The sequence below is a fragment of the Micromonospora sp. IBHARD003 genome, from assembly GCF_056106285.1.
Window position 1 is genome coordinate 7,438,497 of the sequence record NZ_JBWBBX010000001.1, and the last position, 24,933, is coordinate 7,463,429.

The 24,933-nt window shown below is 72.5% G+C and carries 12 protein-coding genes; 9 read left to right on the forward strand and 3 right to left on the reverse strand.

The annotated features are described in order from the left end of the window. The first annotated feature begins 39 nt into the window (after positions 1-39). The 5 genes from ACTWOL_RS32575 to ACTWOL_RS32595 all read left to right on the forward strand — a co-directional run bounded on the left by ACTWOL_RS32575 (position 40) and on the right by ACTWOL_RS32595 (position 17,865). A complete protein-coding gene (locus ACTWOL_RS32575) occupies positions 40-13,560 on the forward strand; it encodes a non-ribosomal peptide synthetase (RefSeq protein WP_474300454.1) in 13,521 nt (4,506 codons plus the stop codon). A 6-nt stretch (positions 13,561-13,566) separates the two neighbouring features. Continuing rightward, positions 13,567-14,859, forward strand: a complete 1,293-nt coding sequence (locus tag ACTWOL_RS32580; RefSeq protein ID WP_474300455.1) for an MFS transporter — start codon at positions 13,567-13,569, stop codon at positions 14,857-14,859. A 54-nt stretch (positions 14,860-14,913) separates the two neighbouring features. After that, positions 14,914-15,744 carry a dimethylargininase gene (gene ddaH, locus ACTWOL_RS32585; RefSeq protein ID WP_474300456.1) on the forward strand — a complete coding sequence of 277 codons (831 nt, stop codon included), beginning with the start codon at positions 14,914-14,916 and terminating at the stop codon, positions 15,742-15,744. 242 nt (positions 15,745-15,986) lie between these two features. Continuing rightward, positions 15,987-16,529 (forward strand): MOSC domain-containing protein, encoded by a 543-nt coding sequence (locus ACTWOL_RS32590; protein WP_474300457.1) that lies wholly within the window; start codon positions 15,987-15,989, stop codon positions 16,527-16,529. A gap of 802 nt (positions 16,530-17,331) precedes the next feature. Then, positions 17,332-17,865, forward strand: coding sequence for a ubiquitin-like protein Pup (locus ACTWOL_RS32595; protein ID WP_474300458.1), 534 nt, complete (start codon positions 17,332-17,334; stop codon positions 17,863-17,865). A gap of 390 nt (positions 17,866-18,255) precedes the next feature. Here ACTWOL_RS32595 and ACTWOL_RS32600 read toward each other — a convergent pair whose 3' ends face one another. Then, entirely contained in the window at positions 18,256-18,402 is a 147-nt protein-coding gene (locus tag ACTWOL_RS32600) for a hypothetical protein (RefSeq protein ID WP_474300459.1), read from the reverse strand. Between the two features lie 147 nt (positions 18,403-18,549). On the opposite strand from ACTWOL_RS32600, the gene ACTWOL_RS32605 reads away from it, so the two are divergent. From ACTWOL_RS32605 to ACTWOL_RS32615, 3 genes are all read left to right on the forward strand, one after another. Beyond that, entirely contained in the window at positions 18,550-18,903 is a 354-nt protein-coding gene (locus ACTWOL_RS32605) for a hypothetical protein (RefSeq protein WP_474300460.1), read from the forward strand. Then, positions 18,825-19,187 carry an nSTAND1 domain-containing NTPase gene (locus tag ACTWOL_RS32610; RefSeq protein ID WP_474300461.1) on the forward strand — a complete coding sequence of 121 codons (363 nt, stop codon included), beginning with the start codon at positions 18,825-18,827 and terminating at the stop codon, positions 19,185-19,187. The genes ACTWOL_RS32605 and ACTWOL_RS32610 overlap by 79 nt, the downstream gene beginning before the upstream one ends. Before the next feature lie 230 nt (positions 19,188-19,417). Continuing rightward, positions 19,418-19,633: a hypothetical protein gene (locus ACTWOL_RS32615; protein WP_474300462.1), complete on the forward strand. Its 216-nt coding sequence runs from the start codon at positions 19,418-19,420 to the stop codon at positions 19,631-19,633. Positions 19,634-19,722: 89 nt separating this feature from the next. Here the strand turns inward: ACTWOL_RS32615 and ACTWOL_RS32620 are convergent, their stop codons facing one another. Next, on the reverse strand, positions 19,723-22,926 hold the full coding sequence (locus ACTWOL_RS32620) for an AfsR/SARP family transcriptional regulator (RefSeq protein WP_474300463.1): 3,204 nt from the start codon (positions 22,924-22,926) through the stop codon (positions 19,723-19,725). A gap of 285 nt (positions 22,927-23,211) precedes the next feature. Here ACTWOL_RS32620 and ACTWOL_RS32625 point away from each other — a divergent pair, with 285 nt between their 5' ends. Next, positions 23,212-24,246 (forward strand): hypothetical protein, encoded by a 1,035-nt coding sequence (locus ACTWOL_RS32625; protein WP_474300464.1) that lies wholly within the window; start codon positions 23,212-23,214, stop codon positions 24,244-24,246. 78 nt (positions 24,247-24,324) lie between these two features. Here ACTWOL_RS32625 and ACTWOL_RS32630 read toward each other — a convergent pair whose 3' ends face one another. Continuing rightward, positions 24,325-24,873, reverse strand: coding sequence for a GNAT family N-acetyltransferase (locus ACTWOL_RS32630; RefSeq protein ID WP_474300465.1), 549 nt, complete (start codon positions 24,871-24,873; stop codon positions 24,325-24,327). Between the last annotated feature and the right edge of the window lie 60 nt (positions 24,874-24,933).

Here is a 24,933-nt window from a genome sequence, read left to right on the forward strand (position 1 = left end):
GAACACCAACCACGCCGTGACGTGAGCAGAGGAAGCACCGTGATCCCGGTTTCGTACGCACAACAGCGTCTCTGGCTCGTCGACCAGATCGAAGGGCCGACCGCGCTCTACAACCTGCCGTTCGCGGTCCGCCTGCGCGGCACGCTCGACACGGCCGCGCTGCGCGCCGCGACGGCGGACGTGGTCGCCCGGCACGAGGCCCTGCGCACGGTGTTCCCGGTGGCCGGGGGAGTCCCCGTCCAGCGGATCCTGCCGTCCGCCGAGGCGGAGATCGCCTTCGAGACGGTGGACTGCGCACCGGACGCATACCCCGCCCTGCGGGACCGGGCAGCCGCCCACACCTTCGACCTGAGTGCCGAACTGCCCATCCGTGTCACGGTCTTCTCGCTCACCCCTGCTCAGTCGCCCAACGATCCCTGCACCGAGCACGTGCTGCTCGTCGTTCTCCACCACATCGCCGGTGACGGCTGGTCGCTCGGCCCCCTGCTGCGCGACCTCGCCACCGCCTACGCCGCCCGCCTCGACGGCTGGGCCCCCGACTGGGAGCCACTGCCGGTGCAGTACGCCGACTACACGCTCTGGCAGCGCGAACTGCTCGGCGAGGAAACCGACCCGACCAGCCTGATGAGCCGTCAGCTCGACTACTGGAGAGGAGTGCTGTCCTCTCTGCCCGAGGAGCTGGAGCTGCCGGTGGACCGCCCCCGGCCGCCCGCCCCGACCGGGGCAGCCGACGCCGTGCCGTTCGGCTACGGCCCCGAACTGCACGCCGCGCTGGCCGATCTGGCCCTCAGAAACCGCTCCACCCTGTTCTCCGTCCTCCAGGCCGGACTCGCCGCGCTGTTCACCCGGCTCGGCGCCGGCACCGACATTCCACTCGGCACCGGCGTCGCCGGCCGCTCCGACGAGGCGCTGAACGACCTCGTCGGCTTCTTCGTCAACACCCTGGTGCTGCGCACCGACACCTCGGGGGACCCGTCCTTCGCCGAACTCCTCGGCCGGGTCCGGGAGTCCCAGCTCGACGCCTTCGCCCACCAGGACGTGCCGTTCGAGCGGCTGGTCGAGGAGGTCAACCCGGTCCGCGCCCTCGGCCGCCACCCGCTGTTCCAGACCCTGCTCGTACTGCAGAACACCGAGGAGGGTGAACTCGGACTCCCGGGCCTGGAGCCGGAGCCCGAACCGCTCGGTCTGCGCGTCGCCAAGTTCGACCTCAACATCGGCATCACCGAGCGGCACACTCCCGACGGCGCACCCGCCGGCCTCAGCGGATCGGTCGAATACGCCGCCGACCTCTACGACCGCGGCACTGTCACCACTCTGTTCGAGCGCCTGGGCCGGCTGCTGGCCGCCGCGGCCGCCGACCCCGGGGCGCCGATCGGCACCCTCGACATCCTCGCCCCCGAGGAGCGCCACCGCCTGTCCGACGAGTGGAACGCCACCGCCGCGCCCGTACCGTCCGGCTCGCTGCCGGAGCTGTTCGAGACCCAGGCCGCCCGCACCCCCAGCGCGGTCGCGCTCGCCCACGACGGCGGCACCGTCGGCTACGCCGAGCTCAACACCCGGGCCAACCGGCTGGCGAACCACCTGATCGCCTGCGGTGTCGGCCCGGAGTCCCCGGTCGCCCTGCTGATGGAGCGCTCCGTCGACCTGGTCGTCGCCACCCTGGCCGTGCTCAAGGCCGGCGGCTGCTACGTGCCGATGCACGCGAGCCTGCCGCCGGAGCGGATGGCCTCGCTGCTCGCCGACACCGCCGCCCCCGTCCTGCTCACCGACCGCACCGACCCCGGATTCCCGCACACCGCCGTCGTGGTCCGCCCCGGCGACGAGGCGGCCGCCCCGGCACACGACCCCGGCATCCCGGTCCACCCCGACCACCTCGCCTATGTGATGTTCACCTCCGGCTCCACCGGCACCCCCAAGGGCGTCGCTGTCCGCCACCGTGACGTGGTCGGCCTCGCCGCCGACCGTCGCTGGCAGGACGGCCGGCACCGGCGGATCCTGCTCCACTCCCCGCACGCCTTCGACGCCGCCACCTACGAGCTGTGGACGCCGCTGCTGTCCGGCGGCACGGTGGTCGTCGCCCCGCCCGGCAACCTGGACGCCGCCGCCCTGCACGCCGTCACCACCCGGCACCACGTCACCGCCGTCTTCCTCACCAAGGCGCTCTTCGACCTGGTCGCCGAGCAGGCCCCGGAGACCTTCCGCGCCCTCAGGACCGTCTGCACCGGCGGCGAGGCCGCCTCCGGCACCCTCATGCAGCGCGTCCTCGACCACTGCCCCGACCTGCTGCTCGCCCATGTCTACGGGCCGACCGAGGCCACCACCTTCGCCACCCACCACCACCTCGCCCCCGCCGACCTGGCCGGCCCCCGGCCGCCGATCGGCGCCCCGCTCGACAACATGCGCGCCCATGTCCTCGACTCCCGGCTGCAGCCCGTCCCGCCCGGCGTCCCCGGCGAGCTGTACGTGGCGGGCGCCGGCCTGGCCCGCGGCTACTGGCGCAGACCGGCGCTGACCGCCGAACGCTTCGTCGCCGACCCGTTCACGGCGGGCGAGAGGATGTACCGCACCGGCGACCTGGTCCGCCGCCGGACCGACGGCGCGATCGAGTTCCTCGGCAGGGTCGACGGCCAGGTCAAGCTGCGCGGCTTCCGGATCGAACCGGGCGAGATCGAGGCCGTACTCTCCCGACACCCCGCCGTCCGCCAGGTCATCGTGATCCCCCGCGAGGACCGCCCCGGCGACACCCGGCTGGTCGGCTACTGCGCGGTGCCCGGCCCCACTCTCGAGCAGAATCCCGAACTCGACGCCGAGCTCAGGCAGTTCGCCGCCGAGGCCCTTCCCGGCTATATGGTCCCCGCGGCCGTGGTCGTGCTGCCCGCCCTGCCGCTCAACGCCAACGGCAAGGTCGACCGGCGCGCGCTGCCCGCCCCCGGGCCCGGCGGCGCCGACACCGCCGGCCGCGCCCCCCGCGACGAGCGCGAGCGCACCCTGTGCGCGCTCTTCGGCGAGATCCTCGGCATCGACGACATCACCATCGACGACGACTTCTTCGCACTCGGCGGTCACTCCCTGCTGGCCACCCGCCTGGTCGGCCGGGCGCGCACCGAACTCGGCGCCGAACTCGCCATCGGCGACCTCTTCCAGGCCCCGACCGTCGCCGCCCTCGCCGCCCGGCTCGCCACGGACCCGGCCCGGCCCGCGCTCCGCCCCGAAACCCGGCCCGAACGCCTGCCGGTCTCCTTCGCCCAGCGGCGGCTGTGGTTCCTCGGCCAGGCCGAAGGCCCCGCCGCCACCTACAACGTGACGCTCGCCCTCCGGCTCACCGGACCGCTGGACGCGACCGCCCTGGAACGCGCGCTCGGCGACGTCGTCGCCCGCCACGAGTCATTGCGTACGGTCTTCGGCGAGCACGACGGGGTCCCGTACCAGCGGGTACTGCCCGTGCCCCCGGCCCCGCTGCTCACCGTCACCGACCGTCCGGTGCAGGAACTGGTCGGCCACACCTTCGACCTGGCCGTCGACGTACCGCTGCACGCCTATCTGCGCCCCGAGTCGCCCGACGAGCATGTACTGCTCCTGGTGATGCACCACATCGCCAGCGACGGCTGGTCGCTGCGACCGCTCTTCCGCGACCTCGCCGACGCCTACACCGCCCGCCGTGACGGCTCGGTGCCCGCGGGGGAGCCGCTGCCCGTCCAGTACGCCGACTACACCCTCTGGCAGTACCGGCTGCTCGGTGCGGAGAGCGACGCGCAGTCCCCGCTCTCGCGCCAACTCGACCACTGGAGACGGGCGCTGGCCGGCCTGCCGGACGAACTGCCGCTCCCGCTGGACCGCCCCCGACCGGCCGTCGCGAGCCACCGGGGCGACGTCGTCCCGCTGGCGCTGGACGCGGACCTGCACGCGCGGCTCGCCGACCTGGCCGCCGGGCACGGCGCCACCCTCTTCATGGTGCTCCAGGCCGCCTACGCCACCCTGCTGCACCGCTTCGGCGCCGGCGACGACCTGCCGATCGGCACCCCGCTGGCCGGCCGCCTCGACCCGGCCCTCGACGAGCTGGTCGGATTCTTCGCCAACACCCTGGTGCTGCGCACCGACCTCACCGGCCGGCCCACCTTCGCCGAGCTGCTGGGCCGGGTCCGGGAGGCAGACCTGGCCGCCTACGCGCACCAGGACGTGCCCTTCGAGCGGCTGGTCGAGGAGCTCAACCCGGTCCGTACGCTGGCCCGGTACCCGCTCTTCCAGGTGATGATCGCCTTCGACAACACGGCGGGCGGCGGCCCCGAGTTCCCCGGCACCCGTGCCGCCTACGAGCCGCTCGGCCTGCCCACCACCGCATTCGACCTCACCCTCAACCTCTCCGAACGCCACCACCCGGACGGCACCCCGGCCGGCGTCGAGGGCGGCCTGGAGTTCGCCACCGATCTGTTCGACCGCGCCACCGCCGAACGGCTCACCGACGCCCTGCTGCACCTGCTCGCCCAGGCCGCCGACGACCCGCACCGCCCGGTCGCCGAACTGGACGTCCTGGGCGAGGCCGGCCGGACCGCGCTGGCCGAGTGGCACGACACCGCCCGGCCCGGCGCGGACGTCCTCGTTCCGGAGGTTTTCGCGGCGCGGGTGGCCGCGGTGCCGGATGACGTTGCTCTGGTGTTCGGGGATGTCCGGTTGACGTACGGGGAGCTGGATGCGCGTGCCAACCGGCTTGCGCACGGTTTGCGGGCTGCGGGTATCGGGCCGGAGGATGTGGTGGCGCTTGCTGTGCCGCGTTCGGTGGAGACGGTGGTCTGCCAGTTCGCCGTGCTGAAGGCGGGTGCGGCGTTCTTGCCGCTGGACGCGGAGTATCCGCGCGAGCGGATCGCTCACATGCTGGCGGATGCGCGACCGGCGGCTGTGCTCACCAACGCGGGCTGGCCGTTGCCCGAGGTGCTCGACGACCTTGCCGGGCCCGTCGTCCTGGACGCCGACGAGCGGAGCTGGGCCGATCGTCCTGCCGACGCCCCGATCGTCCGTATCACCTCGTCCAACGCCGCCTATGTGATCTACACCTCCGGCTCCACCGGCCGCCCCAAAGGCGTCGTGGTCCGTCACGGCGGACTCGCCAACCTGCTCGCCTTCCACCGCGACGAGACCATCGCCGCCGCCCGACAGGCCCACCCGGGGCGGAGGTTCAGGTTCGCCCAGACCGCCTCGTTCTCCTTCGACACGGCTCTCGAAGCACTGCTCTGGATGGTCGCCGGACACGAACTCCACCTGCTCGACGACGATCTGCGCCGCGACGCCGCCGCAATCGTCCGCTATGCGGAGCACACCGGTGCCGACGTCTTCGACGTCACCCCCGGTCAGGCCGAGCGGCTGGTCGAGGAGGGACTGCTCGACCGCTGCCCGCCGGCCCTCCTGATGGTCGGCGGCGAGGCCCTCGGCCAGGCTCTGTGGACCGCGCTCACCGCCGCCCCCGACACCGTCGTGCTCAACGTGTACGGCCCCACCGAATGCACCGTCGACGCGCTGTACCACCGGCTCTCCGGCGATCCGCGCCCGCTGATCGGCCGCCCGCTGCCCAACCTCCGCGCGCACGTCCTGGACGCCGGTCTGCGGCCCGTCCCACCCGGCGTTCCCGGCGAGCTCTATCTGGGCGGCGACAGTCTGGCCCGCGGCTACCTGGGCCGTCCGGCGCTGACTGCCGAGCGTTTTGTCGCCGACCCGTTCGTACCGGCGGAGCGGATGTACCGCACCGGCGATCTGGTCCGGCGCCGCCCGGACGGCCGGCTGGAGTTCCTGGGCCGCACCGACCACCAGGTCAAGGTGCGCGGTTTCCGGATCGAACTCGGCGAGATCGAGACCGTTCTGACCGCCCACCCCGACGTCCTCCAGGCCGCAGTGCTGCCGTACCCACACGGTACGGACGGTACGGCCGGCACGGCCACCCGCCTGGCTGCCTATGTGGTGGCGGACTCCCCGCTCGACCCGGCCGTGCTGCGCGCCCACGCGGCCGCCACGCTGCCGGACTACATGGTCCCGGCGGCCTTCGCGACGCTCGAAGCGCTGCCGCTCAACGTCAACGGCAAGCTCGACCGCTCCGCGCTTCCCGCCCCCGACTTCGCGGCGTCCACGGGCGGTCGCGCAGCCCGGACGGCGCGCGAGGAGATCCTCTGCGGCCTCTTCGCCGACGTGCTCGGCGTGCCGGGGCCGGTCTCCGTCGACGACGACTTCTTCGCCCTCGGCGGGCATTCGCTGCTCGCCACCAGGCTGCTCAGCCGGGTCCGTTCGGCGCTCGGCGCCGAACTCGGCATCCGGGACGTCTTCGAGGCGCCGACGGTGGCCGGTCTGGCCCGGCGACTGGACGGCGGCGGCGCCCGGCTCGCGCTGACGGCCGGCGAGCGCCCGGAATGGCTTCCGCTCTCCTTCGCCCAGCAGCGGCTCTGGCTGATCGACCGGATGGAGGGGCCCAGCGCGCTCTACAACATGCCGCTCGCGCTGCGCGTCACCGGTCCGCTCGACCCGGCCGCCCTGGAACTCGCCCTCGGCGACCTGGTCGCCCGCCACGAGATCCTGCGCACCGTCATCACCGAGCAGGACGGCGAGCCCCACCAGCTGGTCCTCGGCCGCGCCGACGCCAGCCTTCCGGTCGAACTGCTGGACTGTGCACCGGAGTCGGTGGACGCCGAGATCGACCGGGCGGCCCGCCGGCCCTTCGACCTGGTCGCCGAACCGCCCGTCCGGGTCACCCTCCTCCGGGTCGCCCCCGAGGAGCACGTGCTGATCGTCGCCCTGCACCACATCGTCGGCGACGGCTGGTCGATGGGCCCGCTGCTGCGCGATCTGACCGCCGCCTACGCCGCCCGCCTCGACGGCTGTGCCCCCGACTGGGAGCCGCTGCCGGTGCAGTACGCGGACTACGCGCTCTGGCAGCGCGAGCTGCTCGGCAACGAGGACGACCCCGGCAGTCTGATATCCCGTCAACTCGCCTACTGGCGCGGTATCTTGGACGACCTCCCGGAGGAGCTCACCCTTCCTGTCGACCGGCCGCGCGGGGCCCGCGCCGACCACCGGGGCGACCGGGTCGCCCTTCCGATCGGAGCCGAACTGCACCGGGCTCTGGTCGAGTTGAGCCGCGAACACCGGGTCACGCTCTTCATGAGTTTCCAGGCCGCACTGGCCGCGCTGCTGACCCGGCTCGGAGCCGGTACCGATGTGCCGATCGGTTCGGTGGTCGCCGGGCGCTCGGACGAGGCGCTGGACGACCTGGTCGGCTTCTTCGTCAACACGCTCGTGCTGCGCACCGACACCTCGGGCGACCCGACCTTCACCGAACTCCTGGGCCGGGTACGGGAGACCGGCCTCGGTGCCTACGCGCACCAGGACGTGCCCTTCGAGCGGCTGGTCGAGGAGCTCAACCCGGCCCGCTCGCTGGCCCGTCACCCGCTCTTCCAGGTGGCGATGGTCCTCCAGTCCGACTCCGGGGCCGAGCCGGCGCTTTCCGGCCTGCGGGCCGAGGCGCTGCCGGCGGACACCGGGGTCGCCAAGTTCGACCTCAATCTGACGCTGGAGGAGTTCTTCGGACCGGACGGAGCGCCCGCCGGACTGGACTGTGCGATCGACTTCGCCACCGACCTGTTCGACCGGGAGACCGTCGAGTCCATCGCCGCACGCTTCGGCCGGCTGCTGACGGAGATGACGGCCCGGCCCGACCAGCGGATCGGCCGCGCCGACCTGCTGGCCGAGGGCGAGCGCGCCGCACTCCTCGGCGGCCACCGGCCGCTGCCCGCCGAACTTCCGCTCGTTCCGGAGGTTTTCGCGGCGCGGGTGGCCGCGGTGCCGGATGACGTTGCTCTGGTGTTCGGGGATGTCCGGTTGACGTACGGGGAGCTGGATGCGCGTGCCAACCGGCTTGCGCACGGTTTGCGGGCTGCGGGTATCGGGCCGGAGGATGTGGTGGCGCTTGCTGTGCCGCGTTCGGTGGAGACGGTGGTCTGCCAGTTCGCCGTGCTGAAGGCGGGTGCGGCGTTCTTGCCGCTGGACGCGGAGTATCCGCGCGAGCGGATCGCTCACATGCTGGCGGATGCGCGACCGGCGGCTGTGCTCACCAACGCGGGCTGGCCGTTGCCCGAGGTGCTCGACGACCTTGCCGGGCCCGTCGTCCTGGACGCCGACGAGCAGACGTGGGCCGATCGTCCTGCCGACGCCCCGATCGTCCGTATCACCGCGTCCAACGCCGCCTATGTGATCTACACCTCCGGTTCCACCGGCCGCCCCAAAGGCGTCGTGGTGAGCCACGGTTCGGTCGCCGGCCTGCTGGCCGCCCACGAGGCGGAGACCTTCGGCGAGCCCGCGCGGACGCACGGCCGGCTGCGTGCCGCGCTGACCGCCTCGCTCTGCTTCGACGCCTCCTGGAACAGCCTTCTCTGGATGGTCGCGGGCCATGAGCTGCACCTGATCGGCGACGACCTGCGCCGCGACCCCGCCGCCCTGGTCCGGCACATCCGCACGGCCGGCATCGACGCCCTCCAGTTCACCCCCACCTACGCCGAACGCCTCATCGCCGAAGGCCTGCTGGACGCACCCGCGCCACGCGTGGTGCTGCTCGGCGGCGAACCGATCGGCCAGGCGCTGTGGACCCGCCTGCGCGAGGCCCCGGCCACCACCGGACACAACCTCTACGGCCCCACCGAGTGCACCGTCGACACCCTGCTCCAGGCGTACGCCGATTCGGAGCGGCCCACCATGGGACACACCGTCCTCGGCACCCGGGCCTACGTGCTGGACGAGCACCTGAACCCCGTACCGCCCGGAGTCCCCGGGGAGCTGTACCTGACCGGCGCCGGCCTGGCCCGCGGCTACCTCGGCCGTCCGGCGCTGACCGCCGAGCGTTTCGTCGCCGACCCGTTCGTACCGGCGGAGAGGATGTACCGCACCGGCGACCTGGTCCGGCGCCGCCCGGACGGCCGGCTGGAGTTCCTGGGCCGCACCGACCACCAGGTCAAGATCCGCGGCTTCAGGATCGAACCGGGCGAGATCGAACAGGTGCTGACCCGGCACCCGGCCGTCCGCCAGGCCGTGGTCACCCCGCACGAGAGCGCGGACGGCGACCGCCGCCTCGTCGCCCACTGCGCAGTCGCCGCTCCCAGCACCGAACTCGCCGTCGAGGTAAGGAGGTTCGTGGCGGAGGCGCTGCCGGCCTACATGGTCCCGGCGGCAGTCGTCACCCTCGAGGCACTGCCGCTGACCGGCAGCGGCAAGGTCGACCGGCGCGCACTCCCGGCTCCCGACTTCCAGCTCTTCGCCGGCGGCCGGGCCGCCCGCACGGCGCGGGAGGAGCTGCTCTGCGGCCTCTTCACCGAGGTACTCGGCGTGCCGGGACCGGTCTCCGTCGACGACGACTTCTTCGCGCTCGGCGGGCATTCGCTGCTCGCCATGCAGCTGGTCAGCCGGGTCCGCACGGTGTTCGCGGCCGAAATCGGCGTCCGGGACGTCTTCGAGGCGCCGACGGTGGCCGGTCTGGTCCAGCGGCTGGACGGCGGCGGCGCCCGGCTCGCGCTGACGGCCGGCGAGCGCCCGGAATGGCTTCCGCTCTCCTTCGCCCAGCAGCGGCTCTGGCTGATCGACCGCATGGAGGGGCCCAGCGCGCTCTACAACATGCCGCTCGCGCTGCGCGTCACCGGTCCGCTCGACCCGGCCGCCCTGGAACTCGCCCTCGGCGACCTGGTCGCCCGGCACGAGATCCTGCGCACCGTCATCACCGAGCACGACGGCGAGCCCCGGCAGCGGATCGTCCCGCCCGCCGAGGCCAGGGTCCCCTTCGACCACCGCACCACCCCGCCCGCCGACCCGGCGGCCGCCCTGACCGAGTGCGGCGCGATCCCCTTCGACCTCACCGCCGAACTCCCCGTCCGCACCCATCTGTTCACGCTCGACGAGCACGAGCACCTGCTCGTCCTCGTCCTGCACCACATCGCCGGCGACGGCTGGTCCATGGACCCGCTGCTGCGCGATCTGGCCGCCGCGTACGCCGCCCGCCGCGACGGTTCGCTGCCCGAGTGGCAGCCGCTGCCGGTGCAGTACGCGGACTACGCGCTCTGGCAGCGCGAGCTGCTCGGCGACGAGGACGACCAGGAGAGCCTCGTCACCCGCCAACTCGCCTACTGGAGGGAAGCCCTGGCGGGGCTCCCCGAGGAGCTGTCACTCCCGGTGGACCGCCCGCGGAGGGCGGACAGCAGCCACCGCGGCGACCGTGTCGTCCTCCCGCTCGGCGCCGAACTGCACCGGGCTCTGGTCGAGCTGTCGCGTGAGCACCGGGTCACGCTGTTCATGACCCTGCAGGCCGGGCTCGCCACGCTGCTGACCCGGCTCGGCGCCGGTACCGATGTGCCGATCGGTTCGGTGGTCGCCGGGCGCTCGGACGAGGCACTGGACGACCTGGTCGGCTTCTTCGTCAACACGCTCGTGCTGCGCACCGACACCTCGGGCGATCCGACCTTCGCCGAGCTCCTCCACCGCGTCCGGGAGACCCAACTCGACGCCCACGCCCACCAGGACGTGCCCTTCGAGCGGCTGGTCGAGGAGCTCAACCCGGTCCGTTCACTGGCCCGGCACCCGCTCTTCCAGGTGATGCTGCTGCTCCAGGGCGGAGGCCGGGCAGGCACTCCGGGCGGCACCGGTGAGGCGCCGCTCGACCTGGCCGGCTTGCCGGCCACCGTCGAACCGGTCGGCGGGTACGTGGCCAAGTTCGACCTCTCCATCGCCATGGGCGAGTCCTTCGACGCAGGCGGTGCGCCCGCCGGGCTGGAGTGTGCGATCGACTTCGCCACCGATCTGTTCGACCGGGAGACCGTCGAGTCCATGGCGGTCCGGCTGGGCCGCCTGCTGACGGCGGTGGCCGCCCGTCCCGATCGGCCGATCGGCCGGACCGACCTGCTCTCCGCCGACGAACGTGCGGAACTCCTGGACGCTGGCGAGGACGTGCCCGCGGAGGTTCCGCTGCTGTCCGCAGCCTTCGAGGCCCAGGTGGCTCGCACCCCGGACGCGACCGCTCTGGTCGCCGGGAGCACCCGGCTCAGCTGGGCCGAGCTGAACGCCCGCGCCAACAGCCTCGCCCACCGCCTGACGGCCGCGGGCGCCGGCCCGGAGTCGGTGGTCGCCCTGGCCCTGCCGCGCTCCGCGGAGAGCGTGATCGCCCTGCTCGCCGTGCTCAAGGCCGGCGCCGCCTCGCTCCCGCTGGACGCCGAGTACCCGGCCGACCGGACCGCCGCCATGCTGGCCGACGCCGCGCCCGCGCTGGCCGTGACAGGCGAGGGGTGGCCACTGCCCGAACTGCTCACCGGCCTGCCCGTCCTGACGGCGGCCCCGGCCGACGAGACACACCAGCCCGATGAGACACACCAGCCCGACGAGGCGAATCAGCCCGACGAGGCGAACCACGCCGCCGGCGCCCCGACCGTCCGTCTCACCCCGGCGAACGCCGCCTACGTGATCTACACCTCCGGCTCCACCGGCCGCCCCAAGGGCGTGGTGGTGAGCCACGGTTCGATCGCCGCGCTGCTCGCCTCGCACCGCTCCGCGACCGGCCCGATCGGCGCGACCGAGCGCCGGTACGGCCGCTGTCGCGTCGCGCTCACCGCCTCGCTCTGCTTCGACGCCTCCTGGGACGGCCTGCTCTGGCTGGTCGCGGGCCACGAGCTGCACCTGATCGGCGACGAGGTCCGCCGCGACGCCGCCGCGCTCGTCCGGCACATCCGGACGAAGTCCGTCGACGTCCTGGAGGTCACCCCCTCCTACGCCGAACAGCTCCTCGACGAGGGCTTGCTGGACGAATCGGCGTCGACGGCCACCCCGCGCGTGGTGCTGCTCGGCGGCGAGGCGGTCGGCCAGTCCCTGTGGGACCGTCTGCGCGCGGCACCCGCGACCACCGCCCACAACCTCTACGGCCCCACCGAGTCCACCGTCGACGCGCTCACCCAGCCGTTCGCGGCCACCGGGCGACCGTCCCTCGGCAGCACCGTCCTCGGAACCCACGCCTACGTGCTGGACGAGCACCTGAACCCCGTACCGCCCGGAGTCCCCGGGGAGCTGTACCTGACCGGCGCCGGCCTGGCCCGCGGCTACCTCGGCCGTCCGGCGCTGACCGCCGAGCGTTTCGTCGCCGACCCGTTCGTACCGGCGGAGAGGATGTACCGCACCGGCGACCTGGTCCGCCGCACCCGGGACGGCGGCCTCGACTACCTGGGCCGCACCGACCACCAGGTCAAGATCCGCGGCTTCAGGATCGAACCCGGCGAGATCGAGCACGTACTGACGCGCCATCCCCGGGTCCTCGCCGCCACCGTGACGGTCCACGAGGACGGCACCGCCGGTCCCCGGCTGGTCGCCCATGTCGTCGTGGACGGCCCGCTCGACCACGCCGAACTGCGCGCCTTCGCCGCCGAGTCGCTGCCCGGCCATATGCTCCCGGCCGCCGTCGTCCCGATCGACGCGCTCCCCCTGACCGCAAGCGGCAAGGTGGACCGGCGGGCGCTCCCCGCCCCCGGCTTCCTCTCCTCGCCCACCGGCCGCGCACCCCGGACACCGCACGAGGAGCTCCTCTGCGGCCTCTTCGCCGAGGTCCTCGGCCTCCCGGGCCCGGTGTCCATCGACGACGGCTTCTTCGACCTCGGCGGCCACTCCCTCCTCGCGATGAAGCTGCTCGGCCGGATCCGCACCGCACTGGGCGCCGACCTCGGCATGCGGGCGCTCTTCGAAGCCCCCACGGTGGCCGCCCTCGCCCGGCACCTCGACCGGGCCGACGCGGCAGCCACCAACGCCCACGCCGCCCGCGCCGCTCTCGACGTACTCCTCCCGCTGCGTCCCGGCGGCACCAAGGCCCCGCTGTTCTGCGTCCACCCCGCCGCGGGCATCAGCTGGGTCTACTCCGGCCTGCTGCGCCACCTCGACCCGGACCGCCCGGTCCACGGCCTTCAGGCCCGGGGTCTGCACGGGGGCTCCCCGTCCTCCGTCACCGAGATCGCCGAGGACTACGTGCGGCAGATCCGCGCCGTCCAGCCGGAAGGGCCGTACCACCTGCTCGGCTGGTCCTTCGGCGGTGTGGTCGCCCAGGCCATGGCCGTCGCCCTTCAGGACGCGGGCCAGGAGATCGCCCTGCTCGCCCTCCTCGACGGCCTCCCCGCCGACCCCGCCCGGTACGCCACCGGCGGCACCCCATCCATCGACGACCCGGTCGACACCCTCGCCGAGCTGCTCGCCTCGCTCGGCTACGACCCGGACGGCGGACGCGGCCAGGCCGACCTCACCGCGCTGCTCGGCGAGGCCGCCGGCGTCCTGCCCGACGTCTTCGAGCAGCACCGCAAGCTGATGGCCGAGCACATACCCCTCCGCTACCAGGGCGACGTCCTCTTCTTCGGCGCCACTCTCGACAAGCCCGCCGACTGGCCCTACGGGGCGGCCTGGCGTCCGTACGTCGACGGCCGGATCGAAGAGCACCGCGTCACCTGCACGCACGGCGCCATGACGCAGCCGGAGCCCATCGCACGGATCGCCGCCGTGCTCACCGAGAAGCTTGGAGAGTGACCCGCCATGACCACAGCCTCCGTCAAGCCGTCGCCCCCTGCGGCGGATGCACCGCGGAGGAGCCGCTGGGGCCTCTGGGCGCAGGGCAACTTCCGCAAGCTCTGGTTCGGTGAGACGACCAGCGGCCTCGGCACCGCCGTCGGCAACGTCGCGCTCGCCCTGGTGGCCGTCGTCACGCTGGAGGCCTCGCCGTTCATGGTCGGCCTGCTGACCGCCTCCGCCTGGGTGCCGTGGCTCTTCCTCGGTCTGCTGGCCGGCGCTTGGGTGGACCGCTGGCCCCGGCTGAAGGTGATGCTGGTCTGCGACCTCCTCCTGCTGGTGCTGTTCGGCAGTGTGCCGGTGGCCGCCTGGCTTGGTCTGCTGACCATGCTCCAGCTGGTGCTGGTGGCGCTGCTGGCCGGTGCGGTCAAGGTGTTCCTGTCCACCGCGTACGGCGCGGTGCTGCCCGCGCTGGTCGCCAAGCCGGACCTGCTGGAAGCCAACGTCAAACTGCGCTCAGGGGACGCGGCCGCGGAGATCGCGGGCCCCGGCCTGGCCGGTTTGCTGTCCCAGGCGTTCGGCGCGGTCAGCGGTCTGCTCGCGGACGCGGTCACCTACCTGGTGGCGGCGGTCTGCGTGGGCACCATCCGGGCCGAGGAGAAGCCGCCGGCGGTCTCCGAACGGCGCGGGATCCTGCGCGAGATCGGCGAGGGAGTCCGGTTCCTGGTGCGCGACCCTTACCTGCGCACGCTGGCGAGCTTCGCGGCCGTCGGCAACCTCGGCCTCAACGGCATCCAGGCGGTGCAGACCGTCTTCCTGGTCCGCAGCGTGGGCGTGACGCCCGGTGGCGTCGGAGCGGTGTTCGCGGTGGTGTCGGTCGGCGGGCTCGCCGGGGCGGCGCTCGCCGGGCGGATCGCCCGCCGGTTCGGGACGGCGCGCGGGCTGCTGCTGTGCGAGCTGGTGGGGGCGCCGTTCATCCTCCTGCTCCCGATGGCGGGGGAGCGGTTGCCGCTGGCGGTGAGCGCCGTGGCCTGGTCGGTCGCCGTCTGCGGTGTGATCGCGGGCAACGTGATCGCCGGCAGCTTCTACCAGGCGTACTGCCCGCCCGCGATGATCGGCCGGATCCGGGCCAGTGCCTCGACCGTCAACTTCAGCGCCATCCCGGTGGGCGCCCTGCTCGGCGGCTGGCTGGGCGAGGTGCTCGGCGCCCGCACCACCCTCTGGATCATGGCGAGCGTGCTGCTCTCGGCCGGGGCGGTCCTGCTGGCCAGCCCGCTCCGCGGACTGCGGAGCTTCCCCGAGCGTCCCGCGGCGTCCTGATCGCCCCTCCCCGCCGTCCGGTTCTCCCCACCCTCACACCTCCCGGAGCCTCCCATGACCCGCGCCGCCCGCCCGCGCCGCTTCCTGATGTGCCGTCCGACCCACTTCGAGGTCAGCTACGCGATCAACCCCTGGATGGACCCGGCCAAGCCGGTCGACACCGACCTCGCCGTCACCCAGTGGGAGCGGCTGTACGAGCTGTACGCCGAACTCGGCCACCGTGTCGACCTGATCGACCCACTGCCCGGCCTGCCCGACATGGTCTACGCGGCGAACGGCGCCACCGTCGTCGACGGCAAGGTGCTCGGCGCCCGGTTCCGGGCCGCCGAGCGGGCCGCCGAGGGCCCCGCCTACCTGGAGTGGTTCCGGGCCAACGGCTTCTCCACCCACGACCCGGTCCACATCAACGAGGGTGAGGGCGACCTTCTGCTGACGGGCAGTTACCTGCTCGCCGGGCGTGGCTTTCGCAGCGACAGTGCCGGACACGCGGAGGCACAGGAGTTCCTCGGCCGCCCGGTGATCGGCCTGGACCTCGTCGACCCGCGCTTCTACCACCTCGACACCGCGCTCGGTGTGCTCGACACCGACCGGATCATCTACTACCCCGGCGCGTTCTCGGCGGGCAGCAGGGCGGTGCTGCTGCGGCTCTTCCCGGACGCGGTGCGGGTGGAGGAGACGGACGCGGAGGTGTTCGGGCTCAACCTGATGAGCGACGGCCTGAACGTGGTGCTGCCCGAGGCGGCGACCGGGGTGGCGGCCAGACTCCGCGAGCGGGGCTTCCGGCCGATCGGGGTGGACCTCTCCGAGCTGTTCAAGGGCGGCGGCAGTGTGAAGTGCTGCACCCTGGAGATCCGCGAGGCGGCTTACGGCCCCACCCGCGATTGATCGTGGAAGGGCTGTCCCGCAATACCCGCCAGGCGCGCGACGACAGCTACGGCACTCCCCCAGCTACCGCTGGGAGGCACCCCCACGCTGCGTTGTCGAATCACCCCAATACGTCCAGTATTGGGGCGACCCTCCGCCTTGCAATGCACCGCATCTGACGCCCCGCGCTGGTCTGCCGGGTATTGCGGGACAGCCCTTAGGCTCGTGGCTGATCACAGTTACCGACGAGGGGGTTCGGAGACATGAGCGGGAGAGTGACGGCGGTCAGCAGCAACGGGGAGTACTCGTTCACCAAGCCGAACCGGGACAGCGTCAGGTTGCTTGCCGGGCTCGGTGTGGAGGGGGACGTGCACGCCGGTGTGACGGTCAAGCACCGCTCGCGCGTCGCGCAGGATCCCACCCAGCAGAATCTGCGCCAAGTCCACCTCATTCATGAAGAGCTCTTCGCCGAGGTCGGCGAGGAAGGGTTCAAGGTGGCGCCCGGCGACCTCGGCGAGAACATCACCACGCGTGGCATTGATCTGCTCGGTCTGCTGGTCGGCTCATTGCTGCGCATCGGCCACTCCGCGGTCCTGGAAGTCACGGGGCTCCGCAATCCCTGCCTGCAGATCGACGACTTCCAGGACGGGCTGCTGAAGCAGGTCGTCGGCCGCGATGAGGCGGGGAACATCGTGCGCAAAGCCGGAATCATGAGCATCGTGAGGGAAGGCGGCGTGGTGCGCCCTGGCGACACGATCGAAATGGAACTTCCCAGCGGTCCGCACCGACCCCTGGACCGGGTCTGACCAGCCTCCCGGGCAGGCCGTGACATCACGACGGCCGCGCAGGTTCTTGAGCTGTGAAGATCAAGCAGGCCCGCGCGGCCATGGCCCATCCCGCCTTGTGCGGCGTCGCACGCCAGCATCTCGGAGAGTTGATCGAAGAACTCGCGCCACGCTGGCCGAACCCCCAGCTCGGCACGGCCCGACACCAATCGCGGGGCAGCCCGTTAGGACGTGTCCGGGCGCTCGGGTACGCCCCGGACGAAGGCAGGGACCCCGGTGTCTCCAAGCCGACGGGCTGGCGTCGCGCCTGGGGCGTGGTCCTCGGCATCCAGAGCGGCACGCTGGTGTGGGGGACGCTCATCGAGCGGCGTCTCCGCAGTTCTGACGGCATCTCATCTCGCCCACGAGGCGCTTCGTTGGTGCGGACCCGGGCCTGCCCGGCGATGTGTTCGGCGCGGTGGTGGACGCCACGCCGTGATCAACGAGACCCGCGGCGAGGTGCCGGGCAGCACCACGTCACCCCGGTGGCCCGAGTAAGCGGCGCATGCCGCTCGGCGCGGACGGCTCGCTTGGCATCGCCGAGTACGTCAACGTGGCGCGCATCGTAAACCTTCCCGAGGCTGAGTGTCTGGAATGAGCGGCACGTACATAAGGTCGTCCAGCGGATCTCCAGCCGGGCGTGGGGGCGGCGGGCACTTCGACAAGCGGACGGTGTACTCGCGGTTCATACAGCAAAGCTCGGCAAGGTCGAGACCAATGTCAGATGTGGAGAAAGGCAACGGTCAGCCTCTCTTCATTTCACGATGATCGAGAGAGGAACAGAATGTCCCGCAAGAGGACCGCTACACGCAGGAAGAAGCTCGTCTGGCTGGTCGCCAGTGTCGGCATGATCACCGCTGGTTTTGCGGCGGCGACCGGTGCCGGCTTTGCGTCCCAGAACGAGACGACGGCATTGCCGCCTGCGAACCCGTCTAGCACAGCCTGCGCGAACGCCACCGCGGCCGCCGTTGTCTTGGACAACTTCCAGAGTGTGGAGAATGCCGCGAACAACCGTTCGTCCGATGGCATCGTTTCGCACGACGACCTGGTCGCGGCCGGGCAGTTCTTGAACGGCCGTCCGCTCCAGGTTCAGAGCGCCGCGAATCACATCCTGAGAACCCCCGGGCTGGAAGCACGCATTGCCAGCGCCGCGCCCGGCAGTGCTTTCGACGTCAACATAACCAGGAACGACCTGGTGCACGAAGTGGCGCGAGAGATTTTTGAGGACGTAGACCAGCTCCTCGACGAGATCGATGAGGTACTCGAGGCAAACGCGGAAGACTTCATAAGGGAATACTGTCGGAACGGGGGGAGGTAGCTTGGCCTTGGGCTACTGCACCGCTCATGACGTTGCGCGCCATGCGCGACCGCGAGTCGTACGCGTGGACCACCACGCCGCAGGTCGAGGACGGGCGGCAGTCCTTCCCCGCGCTGAGCGGGCCATGGGCATCGGCTTCCCGGCGGACAAGTCGTGTGAGCACAACGCCGCTCGCGGCGGCGGGTACGCCGAGCCACGACTCGAAGGCCGGCCCGCCGCTCTCACCCCGTAGACCCCTCGCACCGCTGATCGACTTCTGCGAGAGTGATCCTGCGCGTGGATACGGCGGTGGACACGACTGTCCGCCTCTGGATACCGGCGTAGTGGGCCGTTTCCGGCCCGGCCGTAACGTGCGGTCGGGCCGGGCGTGCTCCTGACGGGCGCCAGGAGCTACCGGCGGGTGTTCGGAGATTTACCGAAGCCGCCGAGGGCGGTCACCGCGCCGCCGATGGTGCCGACGGCGGTCGCCGCCTCGGTGTTACTGGTCAGCGCCAGAGCGACCACCGCGAGGCCGTGCCGTGCCGTGGCGACATGCACCTGCCAAGAGCACCGATGCTGGTCGTCCCCGCGGCCCGTCCTGATCCTTCGTCAGGACTGTGTGCCCGCCTATGGCTTCGCTCCAGCAGTCCGGTGGGCGTCTGCCGATCAGGCGGGCCGCGAATGCCCAGCCAGCGAAAGAGACATATGATCAAGAATCGACTCACGTCCGTGGCCGTCGTCGTTGCGGCCCTCGCCTCAGTCACCGTCGGCCTGGCCGCGCCCGCGAACGCCGCGTCCGCCCCCGCCCGGGCCGAGAAGTGCTGGAACAGCTGGGCCAAGGCGAAGGAGTCCGTCAAGATACGGAAGACGCCGAAGCTGTCCGGCACTGCCATCGGGCTCTTCCCCAAGGGGGCCAAAGGCTGCTACGACAGCAACGAGACCGGTCAGAAGTACCGTGCGTGCGGACAGTCCTACGACCAGTGGGCCACCATCACCTACAAGGGGATGAAGGGCTTCGTCATGCTGTCCTGCATCACCAACAAGTACCGGCCCAGGTAGTCGGCACGCGTGAACGAGCGGCCCTCACCCCAAGCGTCTTCCCACGCCGAGGTGAGGGCCGCAGTGGCATTCGGCGGGGGCGCCACACCCCCACAGCCAGGGGGCCGGAAGCTCTGGCCCGGGTGCGGCTGCTCACCTTCGACGGCGGCACTGTTGACCTGGCTCATGAGGCTCTGCTGACTGCCCGGCCCCGCCTGGGCGGCTGGATCGACGAAGACCGTGAACGCCTACGTGCCCACGGCGCACCGACCGAGGCCACCCATGGCCGCGAGAACGGCCGATGAAGCGTCGGTGTGCACGTCCAGCAGGCCGGTGGCGGTGTACGCCCAGGCTCTGCCGCACCGGATCAACGCCCCGATCAACGCCCCGATCAACGAAGCCGATCGACGCACGGTGCTCGTGCGTCGATCGGCTGTTGAACGGGCCTTGCCATGCTCGTCCCATCAGCCCGGAGCACTCCGGGAAGTCCCGGAAACCCCCCTTCCCGCCAGGGAAGACGTCCTAGGGAGCAGTCATGGCGAAGCGTTCGAACACCCTCGGTGCCACACGGGTCCGCCTGGCCTTCGCGGGCCTCGGCCTCAGCGCGGCGATCGCCTTCGGCGCGGCCGGCACGGCGATGGCCGACGGCACCAGCGGCACCGAGCAGGGCGGGGGCGTCAGCCAGAACGCCGTGCCGACCCCGACCCCCACCCCGACCGACGACAAGGACTGGAACAGCACCGGCTCCTGATCCGCACCGCTGCGCGATGCGGCCAGGAGAACCCTTTCGCCGCGGCTGCCGCCCAAGTCCCCGGCACTCTGGGATCGACTCAGAATGACTCAGGGATCGACGAGCGCCGGTGCCGGTTCCTCCAGCAGCCCGGCCACCTCGGCGGCCTCCGGAAGCCCCAGCCGGCAGAAGATCTCGTACGCCTGCCCCAAATGCGCCCTCGCCTCGGCCTCGCGCCCGAGGTCGGCCAGCGAGCGGCCCAGCACCATCAGCGCCTGAGCCTGGTCCCGTTCCGCACCCAGCTCCTCGCAGAGCACCAGCGCCTGCCCGGCGTGGTCGAGTGCCTCGTCGGCCCGGCCGAGCGAGCGCAGACTGTCCGCCAGCCGGTAGCGCGCATGCGCGGCCCGGTCCCGCAGACCGGCCCCCGTCGCCACCGCCAGACACTCCCGGAACCAGGTCACCGCCTCCTCGTGGCGCCCGAGCCCGTGCAGCGCCAGCCCCAGTACGTACAGGGTGTACGCACGACCGGGATCGTCCTGCCGGGTCCGCAGCTCGGCCAGTGCCCCGTGACAGATCTCCACCGCCTCGTCCGCCCGTCCGCTGCGCACCCGTGCCAGCGCGGCGTTCACGGTCGTCACCAACGCGCCGGAGCGGTGCCCCAGTTCGTTGGCCAGCAGCAGTGCCTCGTCGTAGTGGTCCACCGCCTCGTCGAAGCGGCTGAGGAACTGGCAGATCAGGCCGAGGTCGTTGAGCGCCTGGCGGAGGATCACCGTGTCGCCGGCGGTCCGCGCCGCGTCCACCGCCCGGCGGGCCGCAGCCTCGGCCGCGTCCAGCCTGGTCGCCGCCAGGGCGACGTTCCCGCGCAGAAAGTGCGCACGTCCTGCGGCACGGACGTCGCCGTGCCGCACCGCCGCCTCGGCCAGCGCGTCGGCGGTGGCGGCGAGTTGACGACTCGGCGGGGTGAGCACGAACGGGGTGAGCGCGATCAGCAGATCGATCGCGGCCCGCAGCGCCGTGGCACCGTCACGCAGCGCCGTAACCTCCGCGCCGCCCGGCAGCACCGCTCCGCCCGCCCTGCCCGCTCCCGCGTCCGCGGCGACCTGGGCCGCCAGTGCCACCGCGCCCGCACGTTCCGCCGCCGTCCACTCCCGGGCCGCTTCCCACCCCGCCAGCGCCACACCGGGGGAGCGGGCCGGACCCAGCGCTCCCGCCGCCGGATCGCCCGGCACCGCGTGCTGGAAGGCGGCGCAGGCCGTGGCCAGCAGGTGGTCCAGCAACCGGTCCCGGGCCGCCACCGCCTCCCCGCTCTCCGCCGCACCGCCTGCCGCCGGAGAGGGATCTCCCGCCGGAGAGGCCCCTTCCGCCTCCACCGGACGCCGCCGGGCGAACGCGCGCAGCAGGTCGTGGTAGCGGTACCGCCCCGGGAAGGGTGACTCCACCATCGCCACGTCCACCAGGGCCTCCAGCAGGTCCTCCGCCTCGTACTCGTCGAGGTCGAGCAGCGCCGCGGCGGCCGGCAGTCCGATGTCCGGCCCGTCCACCGAGGCGACCAGCCGGAACGCCCGGGCCTGGTCGGCGGTCAGCTGGCGGTAGCTCAGTTCGAAGGCCGCCGCCACCGCGAGGTCGCCGATCCGCAGCTCGTCGATCCGCCGCCGCTCCACCTGGAGCCGGCGGCTCAGCGTCTCCACCGTCCAGCCCGGCCGGGCCGCGAGCCGGGCGGCCACGATCCGGACCGCCAGCGGCAGATACCCGCAGGCCACCACCAGCTCCAGTGCCGCCTCCCGTTCGCGGTCCAGCCGCTCCGCGCCGATGGTGCGGCCGAGCAGGTCCAGCGCCTCGGACGGCTGGAACACATCCAGGTCGACCTGGACGCTGGCCGGCAGCCCGGCCGGCCGGGTGCGCCCGGTGGTGAGGACCGCGCAGCCGACGGCCCCCGGGAGCAGGGGCCGGATCTGCACCGCGTCCTTGGCGTTGTCGAGCACCAGCAGCAGCCGCCGCCCGTCCACCACGGACCGGAACAGCGCCGAGCGCGCGTCCAGCCCGTCCGGCACCGTGTCGCCGGGCACCCCGAGCGCCACCAGGAAGCCGCTCAGCACCGCCTCCGGATCGGCCGGCACCGGGTCGGAGCCGCGCAGATCCACGTACAACTGGCCATCCGGATACGCCTCCCGGACGCGGTGCGCCACGTGCAGCGCCAGCGCCGTCTTGCCGACCCCGCCCATACCGACCACGGTGGCGATCACCAGCGCCTGCGCCGAGGGTGTGCCGAGCGCCTCGTCCAGCACGCGGACCGGTGCCGTCCGCCCGGTGAAGTCGGCGGCGTCCGGCGGAAGCTGGGCCGGCCGCGGCGGTGCGGCGGACGGTCGGACGGCGGCCTCACGCCCCTCCCGCCGGCCCGGTTCGGCCGCCCGGGAAACGTCACCGTCCTCGGAGTCGCCGACATCGGTGCCGCCCCGGGCCGGCTCCGCCGCCCTCCCGGGCTCCTTCGAAGCTCCCGTTCCCGTTCCCGTCCCCGTGCCGGTCGGCGTCACCGTCGCCGGGCTCGGTGTCGGAGGGGCCAGTGCCGGATCTCCCTCCAGGATCCGCCGGTGCAGCTGCTCCAGCTCCGCCCCCGGTGAGACGCCCAGCTCCGCGAGGAACAACTGCCGCACCCCGCGGTACACCGCCAGAGCGTCCGCCTGCCGCCCGGCCCGGTACAGCGCCCGCATCAGCAACCCGTACGCCCGCTCGTGGAGCGGGTGTTCGGTGGTGAGCGCGGTCAGCTCGGGGATGCAGCGTGCGTAGCGGCCGAGTGTCAGGTCCAGCCCGATCCGTTCCTCCAGCAGGGTCAGCCGCAGTTCCTCCAGCCGCTGCCGGTGCCGCTCCGCGAACGGTCCGGGGATGCCGGCCAGCGGTTCGCCCTGCCACAGTTCCAGCGCCTCGTTGAGCAGGTCGCGGGCGCGCAGCGGTTCGGTTCGCGCGACGCGTTCCGCCTCGGCGGCCAGCGCCTCCGCCTCCGCCGTGTCCACGGCGAGTTTCGGCAGGACCAGCCGGTAGCCGTCCCCCATCGACACCAGCACGCTCGGCGCGGGCCGTTCGGCCCTGGCACCGTCCCCTTCTTCGCTCTTTCCCCCTACGTCCAGCACCTTGCGCCAACGCCACGCGTACGTACGCATCGTGGTCATCGCCGCGCTCGGCGGCTCTTCGCCCCACAGCGCGGCGATGAGATCGGTGGCGCTCGCCGAGTACCCCGGCCGGAGCAGGAGGACGGCCAGCATCGCCTGCTGCTGCGGGCTTCCCATCTTGAGCGCGGTCGCGCCCCGCTGAGCCCTCATCAGCCCGAGTAACGAGAAACGGAGATCCCCCAAGTCAGCCCCCCAGCCGCCCCAGAACCCGTGCCCGCCCCCGCTCGGCACACATGTCTTATTTTGTGTCACCTTTTAACCACAGGGTCGCACCCGGTGTCGAGAGCCTGTTGAGCCTGTGGTGATCAGGTGTTGAACCTTGCCGTACAGAATCGCCGTGCCGCGGGCACGCCGGAGACGGTCCGGCACCGCCCGCCCGCCCCCCTCGGCCGCCGGTGGCGCCGGGCCTGACCATACATTCGGAGGCGGACGTCCGTGAACACCGCTCTGCTGTACCGGCTGCTCGACGCCGACCCGGCCGCCGGGCCGGCCGAACTGCTCCACCGGGCCCGGGCCGGCCACCACTTGCCCCACCTGGTGCTCTCCGCCCTGGTCCGCGACGGCGTCCGGATGGGCGAGCACGCCCGTGGCGAACTCCGCCGCGCCCGCGACCGGGCCGACCACTATGCCCGCCTGGCCGCCGACCTCGCCCTCTCCACCGGCGTCCGCGCCATCCGGGGCCTCCCGCTCGCCGGCTACTATCCGGCCGGGCTGCTCCGGCCGCTGGACGTCCTCGAACTCGTCGCTCCCGACGAGGCGGCCCTGTGGCAGTCCGTCATCCGTCTGGTCACCGACCACCCGGTGGAGCGCATCGACGTCTCACTGCTCGGCGACCATCCCCACCACACCGCCGTCACGGTCCACTGGCCCGCCGAGGACCCCCTGGTCGACCCCTGGTACCGCGTCCACCTGGCCACCGCAGCCCTGCCCGGCGACGGTACGGCCGTTCCCCTCCGGCCGTATCTGGTCGCCGACGAGCCCGTCGAGTGCCTCATCGCCCTCGCCGAGTCCCGCCTCCACCGGCCCGCCCTGCCCCCCGGTCCCGTCACCCTCCTCGACATCGCCGGCCTCACCCTCCAGCCCTTCGAGCCCGCCGAGACCGCCGCCGTCCTCGCCGCCTACCGCCTGGCCCCTGAGGCCGCAACACTCCTCGACCACGCTGCCGACCACCTCCCGCTCGGCCCTCTCGCCGCCGTCCGTGCCGAACTCGTCCCCGAACTCGCCCCCGAGCACCGCCGCCGCACCGAGGCCGTCACCACGAACCGGTGGCTCCCCACCCGCCACGGCACCCTCCTGCGCCGCACCGTCATCCGTCACGACTGGGACGAGGCCCGCCTTCTCACCCCCACCCCCGACACCCCGCTCCTCCTGACCCCCGTTGCCGACTACCTCCTCACCCCGACCCCCGCCACCCCCACCACGCGCACCGCCGCCCTCCAGGCCCTCCACCACTGGGACACCGTCTGCTGAAGCGGAGGAACAACGCCCGGATCGCGAGCGGCTCCAGGCCCACCGCCGGGTCGCGCGATCCGCCGTTCGCACCGGTGGTCAGGCGCCGGCGTCCCGGAGGCCCACCGCGTCGTACCGCCAGAACAACTCCGGGTACACCAGCGTCCCCGTCATCCACGCCTCGTGCGCCGGAAACCGGAGCACCTGGAAGGCGGCGTCGGGAGTACGCAGGGACGGCTTGCGGAAGCCAAGCTCCCCGCCGGGCACGAACCCGAAGCGTGAGTAGTAGGCCGGGTCCCCCTCGAGGAAGACCAGCGGAACCGCCCGCCGGCCGATGATCTCCAGCCCGGCCCGGACCAAGGCCGAGCCCACGCCCCTTCGCTGGTGCCCCGGAAGGACCCCCAGGGGGCTGAGCACCTGTACGTCGACCAGGCGCCGTGGGGCGTCGAGGAGGCTGCGGGTGAACATGACGTGTCCGACCACCCGACCGGACTCCTCGGCGACCAACGACAGTCCGTGGTCAGGGACCAGGGCGTCACGCAGGGCATCGGTCAACTCGGCCACGACAGCCCCGTGATCACCGAACGCCTCGCGATGGAGGCTCCGTACGGCTGCTCTGTCGTCCTCGCGCTCTTCACGGAGATCCATGGCTCCGAAGGTAAGGAGTCCTCGTCCCCGCTCGCCAGTGGTTAAGAGGCGAGTCGGGAC

Coding starts and splice junctions, on each gene's coding strand:
- ACTWOL_RS32615 (WP_474300462.1), top strand. CDS start 19,418: ATGGCGAAGCGTTCGAACACCCTCGGTGCCACACGGGTCCGCCTGGCC.
- ACTWOL_RS32580 (WP_474300455.1), top strand. CDS start 13,567: ATGACCACAGCCTCCGTCAAGCCGTCGCCCCCTGCGGCGGATGCACCG.
- ACTWOL_RS32630 (WP_474300465.1), bottom strand. CDS start 24,873: ATGGATCTCCGTGAAGAGCGCGAGGACGACAGAGCAGCCGTACGGAGC.
- ACTWOL_RS32595 (WP_474300458.1), top strand. CDS start 17,332: ATGTCCCGCAAGAGGACCGCTACACGCAGGAAGAAGCTCGTCTGGCTG.
- ddaH (WP_474300456.1), top strand. CDS start 14,914: ATGACCCGCGCCGCCCGCCCGCGCCGCTTCCTGATGTGCCGTCCGACC.
- ACTWOL_RS32620 (WP_474300463.1), bottom strand. CDS start 22,926: ATGAGGGCTCAGCGGGGCGCGACCGCGCTCAAGATGGGAAGCCCGCAG.
- ACTWOL_RS32590 (WP_474300457.1), top strand. CDS start 15,987: ATGAGCGGGAGAGTGACGGCGGTCAGCAGCAACGGGGAGTACTCGTTC.
- ACTWOL_RS32605 (WP_474300460.1), top strand. CDS start 18,550: ATGATCAAGAATCGACTCACGTCCGTGGCCGTCGTCGTTGCGGCCCTC.